Genomic DNA, 15,562 nt, shown 5'->3' on the forward strand with positions numbered 1-15,562 from the left:
CATATCTAACAAATTGTTGGTATTACTTTTTTATCAATGAATCTCTTATGACGAATAAAGGTTGCCCTGAATATCAGGACAACCTTTTTACAGACAGTTACTTAACGACTAAATCGCCAAAGTATGGGTACTCCATTGCATTTACGATTGGTTTGATATCAATATTAGATTTCGCGCCCCACGCAAGATTTTGCCAATGCAGTGGAACAAACGCCGCATCGTTATACAATGTATCTTCTACTGTTTTTAGCATTGCGCTACGTTTTGCAGGATCCGTTTCCACATTTGCCGCTTCAACTAAACGGTCAATGTCTGGGTTTGAGTAATGACCACAGTTGTACTGACCTTTACCTGTTTCTTCATTACGAGTCATTGTTAGGAACTCAGAGAAGTTTGCTGAATCTTCAGTATCTGAATGCCAACCGATCATCATCATGTCAGCAGAACACAAATCAAACTCTGGCCAGTACTGCGCTTTTGGTAATGTTTTTAAATCAACCTTGATACCAATCTTCGATAGCATCGCTGCTGCTGCTTGAGCAATTTTTGCATCATTAACATAACGGTTGTTTGGTGCCATCATGCTAAGTTTGAAGCCTTCTTCGTAACCCGCTTCTTTCATTAGTTGTTTTGCTTTCTTAAGATCGTAACGTGGCACTAAATCAGCATCGTAACCTGAGTAACCAGAAGGGCCTTGTTGACCAGCGGTTGTTGCAAAACCTTTCATGATCTTCTTAACAATACCTTCATTATTGATTGCATGAACGATTGCCTGACGAACACGGACATCTTTTAGTGCTTCATTACTGTTCTGGTTCATTTGGAAAGTAATAATACGAGTACCAGGTAGCGTAACTAACTCAATACCTTTGGTATTTTTCACTCGTTTGTGATCATTTGGAGCCACTGGAGCGATAATATCTACATCACCTGAAAGTAAAGCAGCAACACGTGTTGCATTTTCTTTTATTGGAACAAGAGTTAATTCATCTACGTTACCAGGTGAGTTGGTATCCCAGTAACCATCGAAACGATCAAAAACAACTTTTACGCCTTGTTCACGAGATTTAACGACAAATGGACCGGTACCAGAGATGTGCGTTGAAGCGAATGAATTACCGTGTTTTACGATTTCAGACTTATCTTTACCCTCTTCTGTTTTTCCAGAATAGAACTTACTGTCCATTGGGAAAAGGTATGTTGCTGTCTGTAAAACTAACGGATAAGCGCCTTTAGAAACAAGTTCAACGGTATAATCATCAATTTTAACTAGCTTTTCATACGGTTCAAAAATCGCTTTAAAATCAGGCGAGTCTTTTAGGCGATCAAAAGTCCAAACAACATCATCAGCTGTCATTTCATTACCTGAATGAAACTTAACGCCTTTACGTAGATTGAAGCGGAAGGTTTTGTCGTCAATACGTTCCCACTTTTCAGCAAGACGCGGTTCAAAGTCGAATGACTGCGTATAACGAACTAGGGGATCAAACACCATATGAGAAAGCTGTAGCGTACCACCGGATAATTGCTCATGCGGGTCAAGCGATACAGGATCGGCATCATAAGCAACGGTAATATCTGCTGCTGCTGCACTAAAACTTAGGCCTGCTGCCATCAATGCGATAGCTAATTTTGTCTTCATGGTTTTCATTGCATAACTCCTTATGCGGGAATGTTTCCCTAGTTTGTTGTATTTGTACTTATTATTAGACGGTTTACACCGCAGTTGCGTTCTCTCTTAAACCTTTAAACTCAGGCATAAGTGAAATTAATTGTTTGCTGTATTCATGCTGAGGGTTGGTATAAAGGTTTTCTGTTGGAGCCACTTCTAATAAGGTTCCCATTTGCATCACACCAACGCGATCACACATTTGACGAATAACAGGTAAATCGTGACTGATAAACAACATGGTTAGATTTAACTCATCCTGTAAATCTTTTAATAAGTTGAGGATCTGTGCTTGTACCGATACATCCAAAGCTGACGTTGGTTCATCACAAATTAATAGTCGCGGTCGTGTTGCCAGTGCACGAGCAATAGAGATACGTTGGCGCTGACCACCTGAAAACTCATGTGGATACTTCAAGGCCGCCATTCGACCCAAACCTACGTGATCCAAAAGATCATTAACGATCTGTTGCGTTTCTGATTCTGAACGCGTTAATTTATGGAAGCGAATCGGCTCAGCGATGATATCGAAGATTTTCATGCGTGGATTCATTGAGGTGTATGGGTTTTGAAATACCATCTGCATTTGACGACGCATTGGGCGACGTTCTTTTTCAGATTTTAATGCGGTTAGATCAATCCCTTCAAAAGTGACCGAGCCAGAGTTAGGCGGATATAATCCTGAGATAATACGCGCAATGGTAGATTTACCTGACCCAGACTCTCCCACAAGACCAAACGTTTCACCTTCATGTATTTCAAAGCTGACATTATTTGATGCCTGAACGTATTCACGACGGCTTTCAAAAAATGAATCTTTGGTTATAAAGCGAAGGTTTACATTTTCAACCTTTAATAGAGGGCCTGTATATTCTCGCTGATCTTGGCTTTGTCCTAGCCAATGGTTTTTTACATCAATCGGCTCATGCTCAACCGCCTCTTCGATATAACTAACAAGAGGAAAACGATCTAATTTGATGTCTGAACGAGGAACCGCGGAGATAAGACTGCGTGTGTATGAATGGTCAGGATCACCCAGAACTTTCTCTGTCTTACCAAACTCAACCAAGTCGCCACGGAACATTACTGCGACTTTATCAGTGACGTTCGATACGACACCCATATCATGGGTCACTAGCATACAACCTACGTTTTTCTTAACACATAAATCACGGATAAGACTTAAGATCTGATCTTGAATCGATACATCGAGTGCAGTCGTTGGCTCATCAGCAATAATAAGATCGGGCTCACCTGCTAAGGCTATCGCAATAACAACACGTTGGCGCATGCCACCTGAAAATTGGTGTGGGTATTGTTTTAAGCGATTCTCTGGTTGTGGGATACCAACTTGTTCCATTAACGAAAGTGCACGTGCATAAGCTTCTTCTGCTGATACTTTTAAATTCGCGTGGATCGTTTCGGTTAACTGTTGTTCAACGGTGAATAAAGGATTGAGAGAGGTCATTGGGTCTTGAAAAATAAAACCAATTTTAGAACCTCTAACTTTACGCATTTCTTCAGAAGTTAATCCTGATACTTTTTCGCCATCAAGAAAAACATCTCCTCCTGCGATAACGCCTGGGGGGCTCAGTAGATCAATAACGGCATTACCTACTGTCGACTTACCCGCTCCTGATTCACCAACAACACCAACAATCTCACCACGCTCAATTGAAAATGACAGTGACTTCACCGCAGCATGAACGCCATGACGAGATGGGTATTCAATACGTAAATTTTTAACTTCTAAAAGTGACATTATCAGACTCCGACTACTCGGCAGCATCCTGCCCTGTCTGCACATTGATTCCATTCGAAACAACAATAAATGTTGTAACTTAACTAGGAAACCAATGTAGTCAATTATTCACATAAAAGCAACAAATAAAGAGCTTTAACCTATTTAATGCTAATTAAATGAATAAAAAATCATGAGGCGTAAAAGTAAACCATTCAATATCACTCTTTACGCTCATTATTGATCTAGTTAAAACAAGAGCTTAATAACAAAAATAAAAATACCCATACAGTAATAAAATATTCAGGAAATCAGCATGATTTACATAATTAATCTTAACATTTTTAACAGTGTGATATTTTAATATGAGATAGCTATTCAATAATTCATTTTGCAAATGTGCAATATGTCGATATATATAATGGATTTTATATACATAAGAAGATGGTATAACTACTTTAATCGTATTAAATAAGAAGAAGAGAAGTGCAAAATAAAATAGCGATAATGTGATGATGGTGAGAACTTTCTATCTATCAGAAATGAAAAAAGCCTCGTCATTTCTGACGAGGCTTTTAATGTGGTCGGTGAAGAGGGATTCGAACCCCCGACCCTCTGGTCCCAAACCAGATGCGCTACCAAGCTGCGCTATTCACCGATGTTTTTGTTTGATTTCTGGGATGTTGCTTAAATCAAACTGGAAACTTACAAAAGCTACCAATAAATTAATGGGGTGGCTAACGAGATTCGAACTCGCGACCACCGGAATCACAATCCAGGGCTCTACCAACTGAGCTATAGCCACCACTAATTTTTTATATAACCGCTTATCGCGATTATTGAAATAGTGGTCGGTGAAGAGGGATTCGAACCCCCGACCCTCTGGTCCCAAACCAGATGCGCTACCAAGCTGCGCTATTCACCGACTTGTTTCGTCTCGATTCTTGGGATGTTGCTTGAATCAAAACTGGAAACTTATAAAAGTTACCAAAATAATGGGGTGGCTAACGAGATTCGAACTCGCGACCACCGGAATCACAATCCAGGGCTCTACCAACTGAGCTATAGCCACCACTACTTTTTTTGCCGTTTATTTTTAATCCGGATGGCACGCCCGAAAGGATTCGAACCTTCGACCTTTGGCTCCGGAGGCCAACGCTCTATCCAACTGAGCTACGGGCGTATACCCTATCGGCGGAGAGGAATAATACGGATCTGCGTGACCTTCGTCTAGTGTTTTTTTTACTTTTTTTATCGTTTGGTCTCTTTTTCAACAATTCCTTGGTATTTATCCTCATTTTCTTTGGGTATAGTGGTTTATTGCAACAATTTAAGCAGATATAATCACTCAATGTTTACACGAAGTTAACGAAGCTGTTTATCTAAATTCGTTTTTCTGCTCGGTAAATACAATAAAATGGGCTTAAGCCAATAATAACTGGGAGTGTAAAGTGAGCTTTATGGAAAAATCTATTCGTAACATCATTATTGCAACGGTTGCTGCATTAACTTTTTCAACTACCTCTTTTGCAGCAGGTAACTCTGACGATGCCATTGCTGAGCGAATCAAGCCAGTTGGTCAAGTTTATTTAGCAAGTGATGTGATTATAATTGAAGAACCTGCTGGCCCTCGTTCAGGAGAACAGGTTTACAATACCTTTTGTATTGCATGCCATGCCACAGGTGCAGCTGGTGCTCCAAAAACACAAGATGCCGCCGATTGGGCTCCTCGTATAGCTAAAGGTATTGATGTGCTGAATAAACACGCGATTAATGGATTTAATGCAATGCCAGCACGTGGTACATGTATGAATTGTTCTGATGATGAGGTTATTGCGGCGGTTGAGCATTTAATTAAAGGCTTATAACCTGATTATTATCTTCATTTAGCTCAATCATGAAAAATGCCCACTTCATCATCAGTGGGCATTTTTGTGTCTGCTTACTTCTTAAGCATGGCTCTAAGATTAGCGATGTTTGCTTTTCCTCTTTCCATTCTTTCTTCTTGAGTCGGCTTTGGTTTTTTCATTTCCCAATCCAGATCATCGTGTGGAAGCTCTTCCAAGAATCGACTTGGTTCTGGTCGAATCAATTCACCATACTGACGACGTTCTTTACACAATGTAAAGGTGAGCTCTTTTTGGGCTCGAGTGATCCCTACATAGGCCAATCGTCGCTCTTCTTCGACATTATCTTCATCAATGCTTACTTGGTGAGGTAAAATTCCCTCTTCTGCCCCAATTAAATAAACGTATGGAAATTCCAAACCTTTAGAGGCATGCAAGGTCATTAGCTGAACTTGATCGGCACCATCTTCGTCTTCACCTCGCTCCATCATGTCCCGAAGTGTAAGGCGCTGTACCACCTCTTTTAATGTCTTCTCTTCATTATCGTAATTATCACCTTCTAAATCAGCAACAATCCATGAATAGAGATCTGAGACGTTTTTCATTCTCATTTCAGCGGCTTTTGCACTGGTTGATGTTTCATACAACCAATCTTCATAATGAATGTCTTTTACTAACGAACGCACCGCTTCTACTGTATTACCTCGCTCAGCATTTTCAGAAATAGACACTATCCAATGAGAGAATCGACGTAAAGATTCTAAACCTCGTCCAGAAAGCGTTTGCTCTAAACCCAATTCAAAACTTGCTTCAAATAAGCTTTTTCCTCTCATATTGGCATAGGTACCCAATTTTTCTAGAGTTACAGGGCCAATTTCACGACGAGGCGTATTCACCACTCGTAAAAAAGCATTATCATCATCTGGGTTTGTCAGTAAGCGTAGATAAGCCATGATGTCTTTAATCTCTGCACGCGCAAAAAATGAAGTGCCTCCTGAGATTTTATAGGGCACTCGGTTTTGCATTAACGATTTTTCAATCAAACGTGACTGATGATTACCTCGATATAGCACCGCATAATCTTTGTAATCTGTTCGATTCAAGAAGCGATGTGCTATCAACTCACCAACAACTCGCTCCGCTTCATGCTCATCATCTTTAGCGGTTAAAACCTTAATCTGCTCTCCATCTGGGATTTCAGAGAATAGACGTTTTTCAAATACGTGTGGATTATTGGCTATCAATATATTAGCCGCTCGCAAAATTCGGCTCGTTGAACGGTAGTTTTGCTCTAACTTTATGACACGCAAAGCTGGGTAATCTTCATTTAGAAGTACTAAGTTTTGAGGCTTTGCTCCACGCCATGAGTAAATTGACTGATCATCATCACCCACCACGGTTAATCGCCCTCTTTCACCCACCAATAACTTAACTAATTCATATTGGCTTGTATTGGTGTCTTGATATTCATCAACCAGAAGATAGCGGATCTTCATTTGCCAGCGCTCTCGTACCTCTTGGTTATTACGAAGTAGAAGAACGGGAAGTGAAATTAAATCATCAAAATCAAGAGCGTTATACGCTTTCATTTGAGTAAGGTACATTTCATAGCAAAAAGCAAACAACTGATCTTGCTCTGAACGCGCAAAACCTTTGACTTGCGCTGGTGTCAGCATGTCATTTTTCCAATTCGAGATACTACTCAATAACTGACGTAATAAATCTTTATCTCCATCGATCTGTTTTTCTGTTAATTCTTTTAATAGAGCAAGCTGGTCTTGATCATCAAATAATGAAAAACCAGCTTTTAAACCTAATATTTTGTATTCACGACGAATAATATCCAACCCAAGCGAGTGAAAGGTTGAAACCATTAATCCACGAGACTCTTGTTTACTAAGGGTTTGACCTACGCGCTCTTTCATCTCTCGAGCTGCTTTATTGGTAAACGTCACAGCAGCGATATTTCTCGCCTTATAGCCACACTGTTGAACTAAGTAGGCAATTTTATTAGTAATTACGCGAGTTTTACCCGAGCCTGCACCAGCCAATACTAAACATGGTCCAGAGACAAACTTTACGGCCTCATCTTGCTGTGGATTAAGTCTCATTAATCACCTATTAAATCGTTAATGAATATTTGCGCCTATGATAAAGCTGTCGTTGATGGAATACCATGTAAACCATCGAGGAAAAAGTGTGATCTTTACGTTTCTTGACACAAAAACAGATTACATTTTATTCATCGTAGCCTAAAATAATGAATGAACGTTCATTCATTTCATAAGGATCAGTTTATGAAGGAAAAGCGTCAGCTCATTCTTGAATCGGCTGAGCAATTATTAGCGACAGACGGGTTTCGTGGCTTATCCATGCAGAAGGTCGCTAACCAAGCCGGTGTTGCTGCTGGCACGATATATCGCTACTTTGATGATAAAGAAGCATTAATCGAAGAAATAAAATTGAATGTTATGCGACGTGTTGCATTTGCTATCCAAGAAAATGTACAAGATTCAGACCCAATTAAAGTCCGATTTCGTACTATGTGGCTTAACATTTGGCACTTTGCTATTTCAGAGAAGAATACTTTTTTGAATCGTAATCAATACGACTCACTCCCTTCTTCTGATCTAGTAAAATTTAAGGAACTAGAGGAAGAAATGTTTGCCCAAGTAAACCAACTCTTTATTGATGGACTTGAGCAAGGCGTATTTAAACCTCTAAGTGTAGAAATATTAACTGGCCTGAGCTTAGAAGCGAGTGTTTGTTTAGCTCGTAAGCATGCTCAAGGTTTTTTTACTTTAACAAACGATGATCTCGATGCGGCTATTGAAGCTAGCTGGGATGCCATTATCAAACACTAATTCGGAGTTCTAATCAGAATGAAAAAGTGGACTTTCTTTATGTTGCTTCTTGCACTACTTCTTTTCGGTAGTGTGATTGGTTTTAACATGTTTAAACAACAAAAAATCGCTGAGTATATGGCTAACCGACCAGAGCCCGAGTTCCCTGTTACGGTTGAAACCATTGCTTCATCTCATTGGACTCCAACTATTGAAGCTATCGGCTTTATTGAACCTAACCAAGGTGTCACGTTAACAACTGAAGTTAATGGCATCATTGATAAAATTTCGTTTGATTCTGGCAGCCAAGTAAAAAAAGGCCAAGTATTAGTTTCTCTCGATTCTAAAGTAGAAAAGGCAAATTTAAAGAGTACTGAAGCGCGCCTTCCTGCAGCTGAAGCTAAATATAAACGTTATAAGGGCCTATATAAGAAAGGTTCTATTTCAAAAGAAGCATACGATGAAGCAGAAGCAAATTACTTCTCTCTTGCTGCTGATATTGAAGGCATGAAAGCATCGATTGATCGTCGTGAAATCAAAGCGCCTTTCAGCGGTGTAATTGGTATTCGTAATGTATACCTTGGCCAATATTTACAACCAAGTACTGACATCGTTCGTTTAGAAGACACAAGTATCATGCGTTTACGCTTTACTGTTCCTCAAACAGACATCTCACGCATTAATATTGGACAAGAAATCGATATTTCAATTGATTCTTACCCTGCAGATATCTTCAAAGGCTCAATTAGTGCTATTGAACCTGCAGTAAATATTCAAAGTGGTTTAATCGAAGTTCAAGCTGATATTCCTAATAACGGAGGGAAACTACGTAGTGGTATGTTTGCTCGCGCTGAAATTATTCTGCCTACATTAGAAAACCAAGTGGTAATTCCTCAAACAGCAATTACCTATACGCTTTATGGTGATAACGTTTATCTTGTCACTGAAAAAGATGGCATAAAACGCGTTCAACAGCACGTTGTAAGAGTAGGTGAGCGATCAGAAGCAATTGCTCATATTCTTGAAGGTGTTAAAGCTGGCGATGTGGTTGTAACTACAGGTCAGGTTCGTCTAAGTAATGATGCGAAAGTTCGTATTGTAGAAAGCGACGCGACAACACCACCTGCTGAAACACCAATGCTGTAATCGGAGGAACTATGCGCTTTACTGATGTTTTTATTAAACGTCCAGTTTTAGCGGTATCGATCAGCTTTTTGATTGCTTTGCTTGGTATTCAAGCAATTTTCAAAATGCAGGTTCGTGAATACCCTGAAATGACGAATACCGTTGTAACGGTAACAACCAGCTATTACGGTGCGAGTGCTGACCTTATCCAAGGCTTCATTACTCAACCCTTAGAGCAAGCGGTAGCTCAAGCCGATAACATTGACTTTATGACGTCACAATCTGTAATGGGTAAATCTACCATTACAGTCACCATGAAGTTAAATACTGACCCAAATGCAGCCTTGTCTGATATTTTAGCTAAAACAAACTCTGTACGATCTCAGCTACCAAAAGAATCTGAAGATCCAACAGTAACTATGTCTACAGGCTCAACAACCGCTGTTCTCTACATTGGTTTTACGAGTGATGAGTTAGTATCAAGCCAAATTACCGATTACTTAGAACGAGTCATTAACCCTCAGCTATTTACTGTTAATGGCGTTTCAAAAGTAGACCTTTATGGTGGTATGAAGTACGCACTGCGTATCTGGCTAGATCCTGCGCGTATGGCTGCTATTGATATGACAGCAACGGATGTTATGGGCGTTTTAAGTGCCAATAACTTCCAATCTGCTGCAGGTCAAGCTACAGGCGAATTTGTTCTTTATAACGGCAGTGCTGATACTCAAGTTTCTAATGTTGAAGAATTAGAAAACCTTGTTATTAGAACAAGTGATGGAGAAATTGTTCGCCTAAGCGATATAGCAAAAGTTTCTCTTGAAAAGAGCCATGACGTTTACCGTGCAAGTGCTAACGGACAAGAAGCCGTTGTTGCAGCGATAAATGCCGCTCCAAGTGCTAACCCGATTAACATTGCCGCTGATGTACTTGAGCTTCTTCCTCAATTAGAGAAAAACTTACCAACGAATATCAAGATGAACATCATGTATGACTCTACGATTGCGATTAATGAGTCTATTCATGAAGTAATCAAAACCATCATTGAAGCAGCATTAATCGTACTGATCGTAATTACCTTATTCTTAGGTTCTTTCCGAGCAGTTATTATCCCAATTGTAACCATCCCATTATCACTTATCGGTGTGGCAATGGTAATGCAAGTAATGGGATTCTCTTGGAACTTGATGACTCTATTAGCAATGGTTCTTGCGATCGGCTTGGTGGTAGATGATGCTATCGTTGTTTTAGAAAACGTCGACCGTCATATCAAGTTAGGTGAAACACCTTTCCGAGCAGCTATTATAGGTACTCGTGAAATTGCGGTTCCTGTTATTGCTATGACATTAACGCTTGGTGCGGTATATGCTCCAATTGCAATGATGGGTGGTATTACCGGTTCTCTATTTAAAGAGTTTGCATTAACGCTAGCTGGTGCCGTATTTGTTTCCGGTATCGTAGCATTAACACTGTCTCCAATGATGTGTTCAAAAATGCTCGTTGCAAATGAAGAACCAAATCGCTTTGAGAAAAAAGTACATCATATCTTAGATAATATGAGTGATCGTTATGAGCGTATGCTAAATGCCATCATGACTCGCCGCCCTGTGATTATTGGTTTTGCTGTTATTGTTTTTGCTACTCTTCCGCTTCTGTTTAAGTTTATTCCAAGTGAACTTGCTCCATCAGAAGATAAAGGTGTAATCATGTTGATGGGTACCGCCCCTTCAACTGCAAACCTTGATTATATGCAAAATACGATGAACGATGTAAATAAGATCCTATCAAATCAACCTGAAGTTGCCTTTGCTCAGGTATTTACAGGTGTGCCTAATGCGAACCAAGCCTTTGGTATTGCTTCTATGGTTCCTTGGAGCCAACGAACAACAAGCCAAGCTGAGGTTGCTAAACGTGTTGGTGAACTAGTTAAAGATGTACCAGGAATGGCAGTAACGGCTTTCCAAATGCCTGAACTTCCAGGTGCAGGTTCTGGTCTTCCAATTCAATTTGTTATTACGACACCAAATAGCTTTGAAAGCTTGTTCCAAATAGCAACAGAAGTACTGACTAGTGTTAAAGGTAGCCCACTGTTTGTTTACTCTGATCTTGATTTGAATTTTGATTCAGCAACAATGAAGATCAACATAGATAAAGATAAAGCGGGCGCTTACGGTATTACCATGCAGGACATTGGTATTACACTAAGTACAATGATGGCAGATGGTTACGTTAACCGAATCGATCTTAGCGGACGTTCGTATGAGGTTATCCCTCAAGTAGAGCGTAAATACCGTCTTAACCCTGAATCAATGAACAACTACTATGTCCGTTCAACCAGCGGTGAAGCCGTTCCTCTTGGCAGTTTAATCTCTATTGATGTTGTGGCTGAACCAAGGTCACTTCCTCACTTCAACCAATTAAACTCAGCGACTATTGGTGCTGTACCCTCTCCAGGTATCGCTATGGGTGATGCGATTGTATGGTTTGAAGATTTGGCGACTAGCACACTACCAAGTGGCTATAACCATGACTATATGGGTGAAGCTCGTCAATACGTAACTGAAGGCAGCGCACTGTACGCTACGTTTGGTCTGGCATTAGCTATCATCTTCTTGGTTCTTGCTATTCAATTTGAATCAGTACGAGATCCATTAGTAATCATGGTTTCTGTTCCACTCGCTATTTGTGGTGCTTTAATTGCTCTTGCGTGGGGTGCCGCGACAATGAATATCTACTCTCAGGTTGGGTTGATCACTCTTGTCGGATTGATTACTAAGCATGGTATTCTTATTTGTGAAGTAGCAAAAGAAGAACAACTTCATCACCTCAAGAATCGAATGGAAGCCGTAACTGAAGCTGCTAAAGTTCGTCTACGCCCAATCCTAATGACGACTGCGGCAATGATTGCAGGTCTAATCCCACTGATGTATGCCTCAGGTGCAGGCGCTGCTCAACGTTTCAGTATAGGTATTGTTATCGTTGCTGGCTTAGCAATTGGTACGTTATTTACATTATTCGTACTACCTGTCATCTACAGCTACTTAGCAAGTGAACATAAACCATTACCTGTCTTTGAAGAAGGTAAAGACATTAAAGAGTCTTAATGACGATTTAAAAAATTAAAGGCTACTTCTGTAGCCTTTTTTTTATTTGACTAGCGACAATTGGCAAGGCTTTACTTAGAATAAAGAAAAGTATTCAATTAAGGGTAAATGATGTTTGATCCAAAAAAATTAGAGCAAGTTGCAAAACAAATTCATGACTCAATGCCTCAACCAGTTAAAGAGCTAGGCAGCGATATTGAGCAAAAAGTACGTCAGGTTATCCAAGGGCAACTAAACAAACTTGATGTGGTAAGTAGAGAGGAATTTGATGTTCAAACCCAAGTCCTACTGCGCACTCGTCAAAAACTAACAGTGATGGAACAAAAGCTTGCTGAGTTAGAAGAAAAACTGTCAGAAAAGTAGTACATAAAAAAATGGCTTAACCTGTGATGGTTAAGCCATTTTCATATTCATTTAGTATTAATTAACCGCCAACTGCGATTCTCTTCATATCACTCATATAACTACGTAGCTCTTCACCAATATATTCTACAGGGTGGTTACGAATTGCTTCATTAACAGCGATTAGCGTTGCATTATCAACTTGATTTGATGTCTCTCCTAAGCCACGACCAATTACATTAGTTTCCACTGATGGCATGAACTTCTCACGAAGTAATGGTGTCGCTACATTAGCAAATAGATAGTTACCGTATTCTGCAGTATCCGAAATAACAACATTCATCTCATATAGACGCTTACGTGCTACTGTATTTGCAATCAGTGGCAATTCATGTAGCGATTCATAGTAAGCAGATTCATCAATAATACCCGATGCTGTCATTGCTTCGAACGCAAGCTCAACACCAGCTCGAACCATTGCAACTAGAAGAATACCATTATCAAAGTATTCTTGTTCTGAAATTTCCACATCTGATTCTGGGTAATTTTCAAATGCTGTTTGGCCTGTTTCTTCACGCCAACCTAGTAGGTTTACGTCATCATTAGCCCAATCAGCCATCATTGTACGAGAGAATTCACCTTTGATGATGTCATCCATGTGTTTGTTATAAAGAGGACGCATTAAGTCTTTTAGTTCTTCTGAAAGCTCAAATGCTTTTACTTTTGCAGGGTTTGATAAACGATCCATCATATGAGTTACGCCACCAAACTTTAGTGCTTCAGTGATTGTTTCCCAACCGTACTGAAGAAGTTTACCGGCATAGCCTGGTTCAATGCCATCAGCGATCATTTTTTCATAAGATACGATAGAGCCAGCTTGTAACATACCACACAGGATAGTTTGCTCTCCCATTAAGTCTGACTTAACTTCAGCAACAAAAGAAGACTCAAGACAACCTGCACGGTGACCACCAGTACCAGCAGCCCAAGCTTTCGCTATATCCCAACCTTCACCTTTAGGGTCATTTTCAGGATGAACAGCGATTAGTGTTGGAACACCAAAACCACGCTTATATTCTTCTCGAACTTCTGTTCCTGGACACTTAGGAGCCACCATAACTACTGTTAAGTCTTTACGGATTTGCATACCCTCCTCAACAACATTAAAGCCATGAGAATAACCCAGAGCAGCACCCTCCTTCATTAAAGGCATAACCGTTTCAACAACATTTGTATGTTGCTTATCAGGAGTTAGGTTAACAACAAGATCCGCTTGAGGAATTAAATTTTCATAACTATCTACTACAAAATTATTTTGTTTCGCGTTTTTATATGACTGACGCTGCTCATCAATTGCTGCTTGACGCAATGCATAAGCTACATCTAAACCTGAATCTCGCATATTAAGACCCTGGTTAAGGCCTTGCGCGCCACAACCTACAATAACTACCTTTTTACCTTTAAGGTAATCAGCCTCTGTTGCAAATTCTGCGCGATCCATAAAGCGACAACGACCTAGCTGATCCAGCTGTTCACGTAAGTTTAGCGTATTAAAGTAGTTAGCCATGATAAAACTCCATAAATATCATTTAATCCATTAGGATAATCTAGTGTATAAAAAGATAATAACGAAAGATTAACATTGTCAAAAGTGATATATTGGCAATACATGATTGCAAAAATAACAACACAAAATGAATATAAAACTTTTACAAACATTCCTACATCTTTGCGAAAGTCATAGCTTTACTCAGACATCAAAAGCAATGCACCTAAGTCCTTCAGCATTAAGCCGACAAGTTCAAAAGCTAGAAGATGAAATTGGACACCCTTTATTTATTAGAGATAATCGAAGTGTTGAATTAACTACTGCGGCAAAACAACTCATTCCGGTAGCTTTGAATATCTGTTCAGAATGGAGTGGCTACAAAGCAAGTTCCAATCTTGTAAATAATACCCTCAAAGGACAACTCAATTTATTCTGTTCAGTGACAGCTAGCTACAGTCACCTCCCTCAATTATTAAATGATTTTAAAGTTAACTATCCACATATTGATATTAAGTTATCTACTGGAGATCCTGCTCAAGCAATTGATAAAATTGAATCCTCTGAGGTTGATATTGCTATTTCTGCACTACCTGAAAAACTATCAAACAAACTCGCTTTTGAAATTATTAGTGAAATCCCACTCTCCATCATCGCTCCAATAGGCAATAATCATTTTATTAGTGAAATTAATAAAGAAACAACAAACTGGAAATCATTGCCATTTATCCTTCCAGAATCAGGGACTGCAAGAAATAGAGCAAATCAATGGTTTAAAGATCAAAAGATTAAACCAACTATTTATGCACAAGTATCAGGACACGAAGCAATTGTCAGTATGGTCGCATTAGGATGTGGAATTGGTATAGCACCAGACGTAGTAATCAATAACAGTCCAGTAAAAGATAAGGTTCAGCGTTTAAACATATCACCAATAGCGCCTTTTAAATTGGGCTTATGCTGTAAGAAGTCAAAATTAAATGACTCAGTCATTCAGGCGCTATGGCAAGTAGCCGAAAATACATTTATTTGATGGTTAAAACGAAAAAAGGCTTCCCAATGGGAAGCCTTTTAGAATTTGAGCCTAGCGATGTCCTACTCTCACATGGGGAAACCCCACACTACCATCGGCGCTATTACGTTTCACTTCTGAGTTCGGCATGGGATCAGGTGGGTCCATAACGCTATGGTCGCTAAGCAAAATCTGTTAGTAAATGGTGCTGATACCCAGACTCGAACTGGGGACCTCACCCTTACCAAGGGTGCGCTCTACCGGGCTGAGCTATATCAGCAATATTATTTACTTATGTAATCGAAAAAAGCCATCCTTTAGATGGCTTTTTAA

10 protein-coding genes, 6 tRNA genes and 1 rRNA gene are annotated in these 15,562 nt (G+C 39.7%); 6 read left to right on the forward strand and 11 right to left on the reverse strand.

The genetic code is table 11. The annotated features are described in order from the left end of the window. Positions 1-97 precede the first annotated feature (97 nt). The 7 genes from F8B77_RS13240 to F8B77_RS13270 form a co-directional block, all read right to left on the reverse strand. Positions 98-1,651 carry an ABC transporter substrate-binding protein gene (locus tag F8B77_RS13240; RefSeq protein WP_151655718.1) on the reverse strand — a complete coding sequence of 518 codons (1,554 nt, stop codon included), beginning with the start codon at positions 1,649-1,651 and terminating at the stop codon, positions 98-100. Positions 1,652-1,715: 64 nt separating this feature from the next. After that, a complete protein-coding gene (locus tag F8B77_RS13245) occupies positions 1,716-3,431 on the reverse strand; it encodes a dipeptide ABC transporter ATP-binding protein (RefSeq protein WP_165371230.1) in 1,716 nt (571 codons plus the stop codon). A gap of 560 nt (positions 3,432-3,991) precedes the next feature. Then, positions 3,992-4,068 (reverse strand) — tRNA-Pro (locus tag F8B77_RS13250). Between the two features lie 71 nt (positions 4,069-4,139). Beyond that, positions 4,140-4,215: transfer RNA gene (locus F8B77_RS13255), tRNA-His, on the reverse strand. Between the two features lie 43 nt (positions 4,216-4,258). Next, positions 4,259-4,335 (reverse strand) — tRNA-Pro (locus F8B77_RS13260). A gap of 71 nt (positions 4,336-4,406) precedes the next feature. Beyond that, a tRNA-His gene (locus tag F8B77_RS13265) sits at positions 4,407-4,482 on the reverse strand. 34 nt (positions 4,483-4,516) lie between these two features. Next, positions 4,517-4,593: transfer RNA gene (locus F8B77_RS13270), tRNA-Arg, on the reverse strand. A 277-nt stretch (positions 4,594-4,870) separates the two neighbouring features. On the opposite strand from F8B77_RS13270, the gene F8B77_RS13275 reads away from it, so the two are divergent. Then, entirely contained in the window at positions 4,871-5,278 is a 408-nt protein-coding gene (locus F8B77_RS13275; RefSeq protein ID WP_151655722.1) for a c-type cytochrome, read from the forward strand. Between the two features lie 74 nt (positions 5,279-5,352). Here the strand turns inward: F8B77_RS13275 and rep are convergent, their stop codons facing one another. Next, on the reverse strand, positions 5,353-7,368 hold the full coding sequence (gene rep, locus F8B77_RS13280; protein ID WP_130048597.1) for a DNA helicase Rep: 2,016 nt from the start codon (positions 7,366-7,368) through the stop codon (positions 5,353-5,355). Between the two features lie 186 nt (positions 7,369-7,554). Between rep and F8B77_RS13285 the strand changes: the two genes are divergently transcribed. The 4 genes from F8B77_RS13285 (at position 7,555) to ubiK (ending at position 12,692) form a co-directional block, all read left to right on the forward strand. Further along, positions 7,555-8,121 (forward strand): TetR/AcrR family transcriptional regulator, encoded by a 567-nt coding sequence (locus tag F8B77_RS13285; RefSeq protein WP_130048598.1) that lies wholly within the window; start codon positions 7,555-7,557, stop codon positions 8,119-8,121. A gap of 18 nt (positions 8,122-8,139) precedes the next feature. Further along, positions 8,140-9,246: an efflux RND transporter periplasmic adaptor subunit gene (locus F8B77_RS13290; RefSeq protein WP_151655724.1), complete on the forward strand. Its 1,107-nt coding sequence runs from the start codon at positions 8,140-8,142 to the stop codon at positions 9,244-9,246. Positions 9,247-9,257: 11 nt separating this feature from the next. Beyond that, on the forward strand, positions 9,258-12,329 hold the full coding sequence (locus F8B77_RS13295) for a multidrug efflux RND transporter permease subunit (protein WP_151655726.1): 3,072 nt from the start codon (positions 9,258-9,260) through the stop codon (positions 12,327-12,329). Positions 12,330-12,440: 111 nt separating this feature from the next. Continuing rightward, positions 12,441-12,692 carry a ubiquinone biosynthesis accessory factor UbiK gene (gene ubiK, locus F8B77_RS13300; protein WP_151655728.1) on the forward strand — a complete coding sequence of 84 codons (252 nt, stop codon included), beginning with the start codon at positions 12,441-12,443 and terminating at the stop codon, positions 12,690-12,692. A 61-nt stretch (positions 12,693-12,753) separates the two neighbouring features. Here the strand turns inward: ubiK and ilvC are convergent, their stop codons facing one another. Continuing rightward, on the reverse strand, positions 12,754-14,238 hold the full coding sequence (gene ilvC, locus F8B77_RS13305; protein WP_151655730.1) for a ketol-acid reductoisomerase: 1,485 nt from the start codon (positions 14,236-14,238) through the stop codon (positions 12,754-12,756). A gap of 127 nt (positions 14,239-14,365) precedes the next feature. On the opposite strand from ilvC, the gene ilvY reads away from it, so the two are divergent. Further along, positions 14,366-15,250 carry an HTH-type transcriptional activator IlvY gene (gene ilvY, locus F8B77_RS13310; RefSeq protein ID WP_151655733.1) on the forward strand — a complete coding sequence of 295 codons (885 nt, stop codon included), beginning with the start codon at positions 14,366-14,368 and terminating at the stop codon, positions 15,248-15,250. A 49-nt stretch (positions 15,251-15,299) separates the two neighbouring features. Here ilvY and rrf read toward each other — a convergent pair. Next, positions 15,300-15,415 (reverse strand): 5S ribosomal RNA (gene rrf / locus F8B77_RS13315). A 17-nt stretch (positions 15,416-15,432) separates the two neighbouring features. Continuing rightward, positions 15,433-15,509, reverse strand: a tRNA-Thr gene (locus tag F8B77_RS13320). Positions 15,510-15,562: the final 53 nt, after the last annotated feature.

This window comes from Aliivibrio finisterrensis (assembly GCF_008933155.1).
Classification (GTDB): Bacteria; Pseudomonadota; Gammaproteobacteria; order Enterobacterales; family Vibrionaceae; genus Aliivibrio; species Aliivibrio finisterrensis.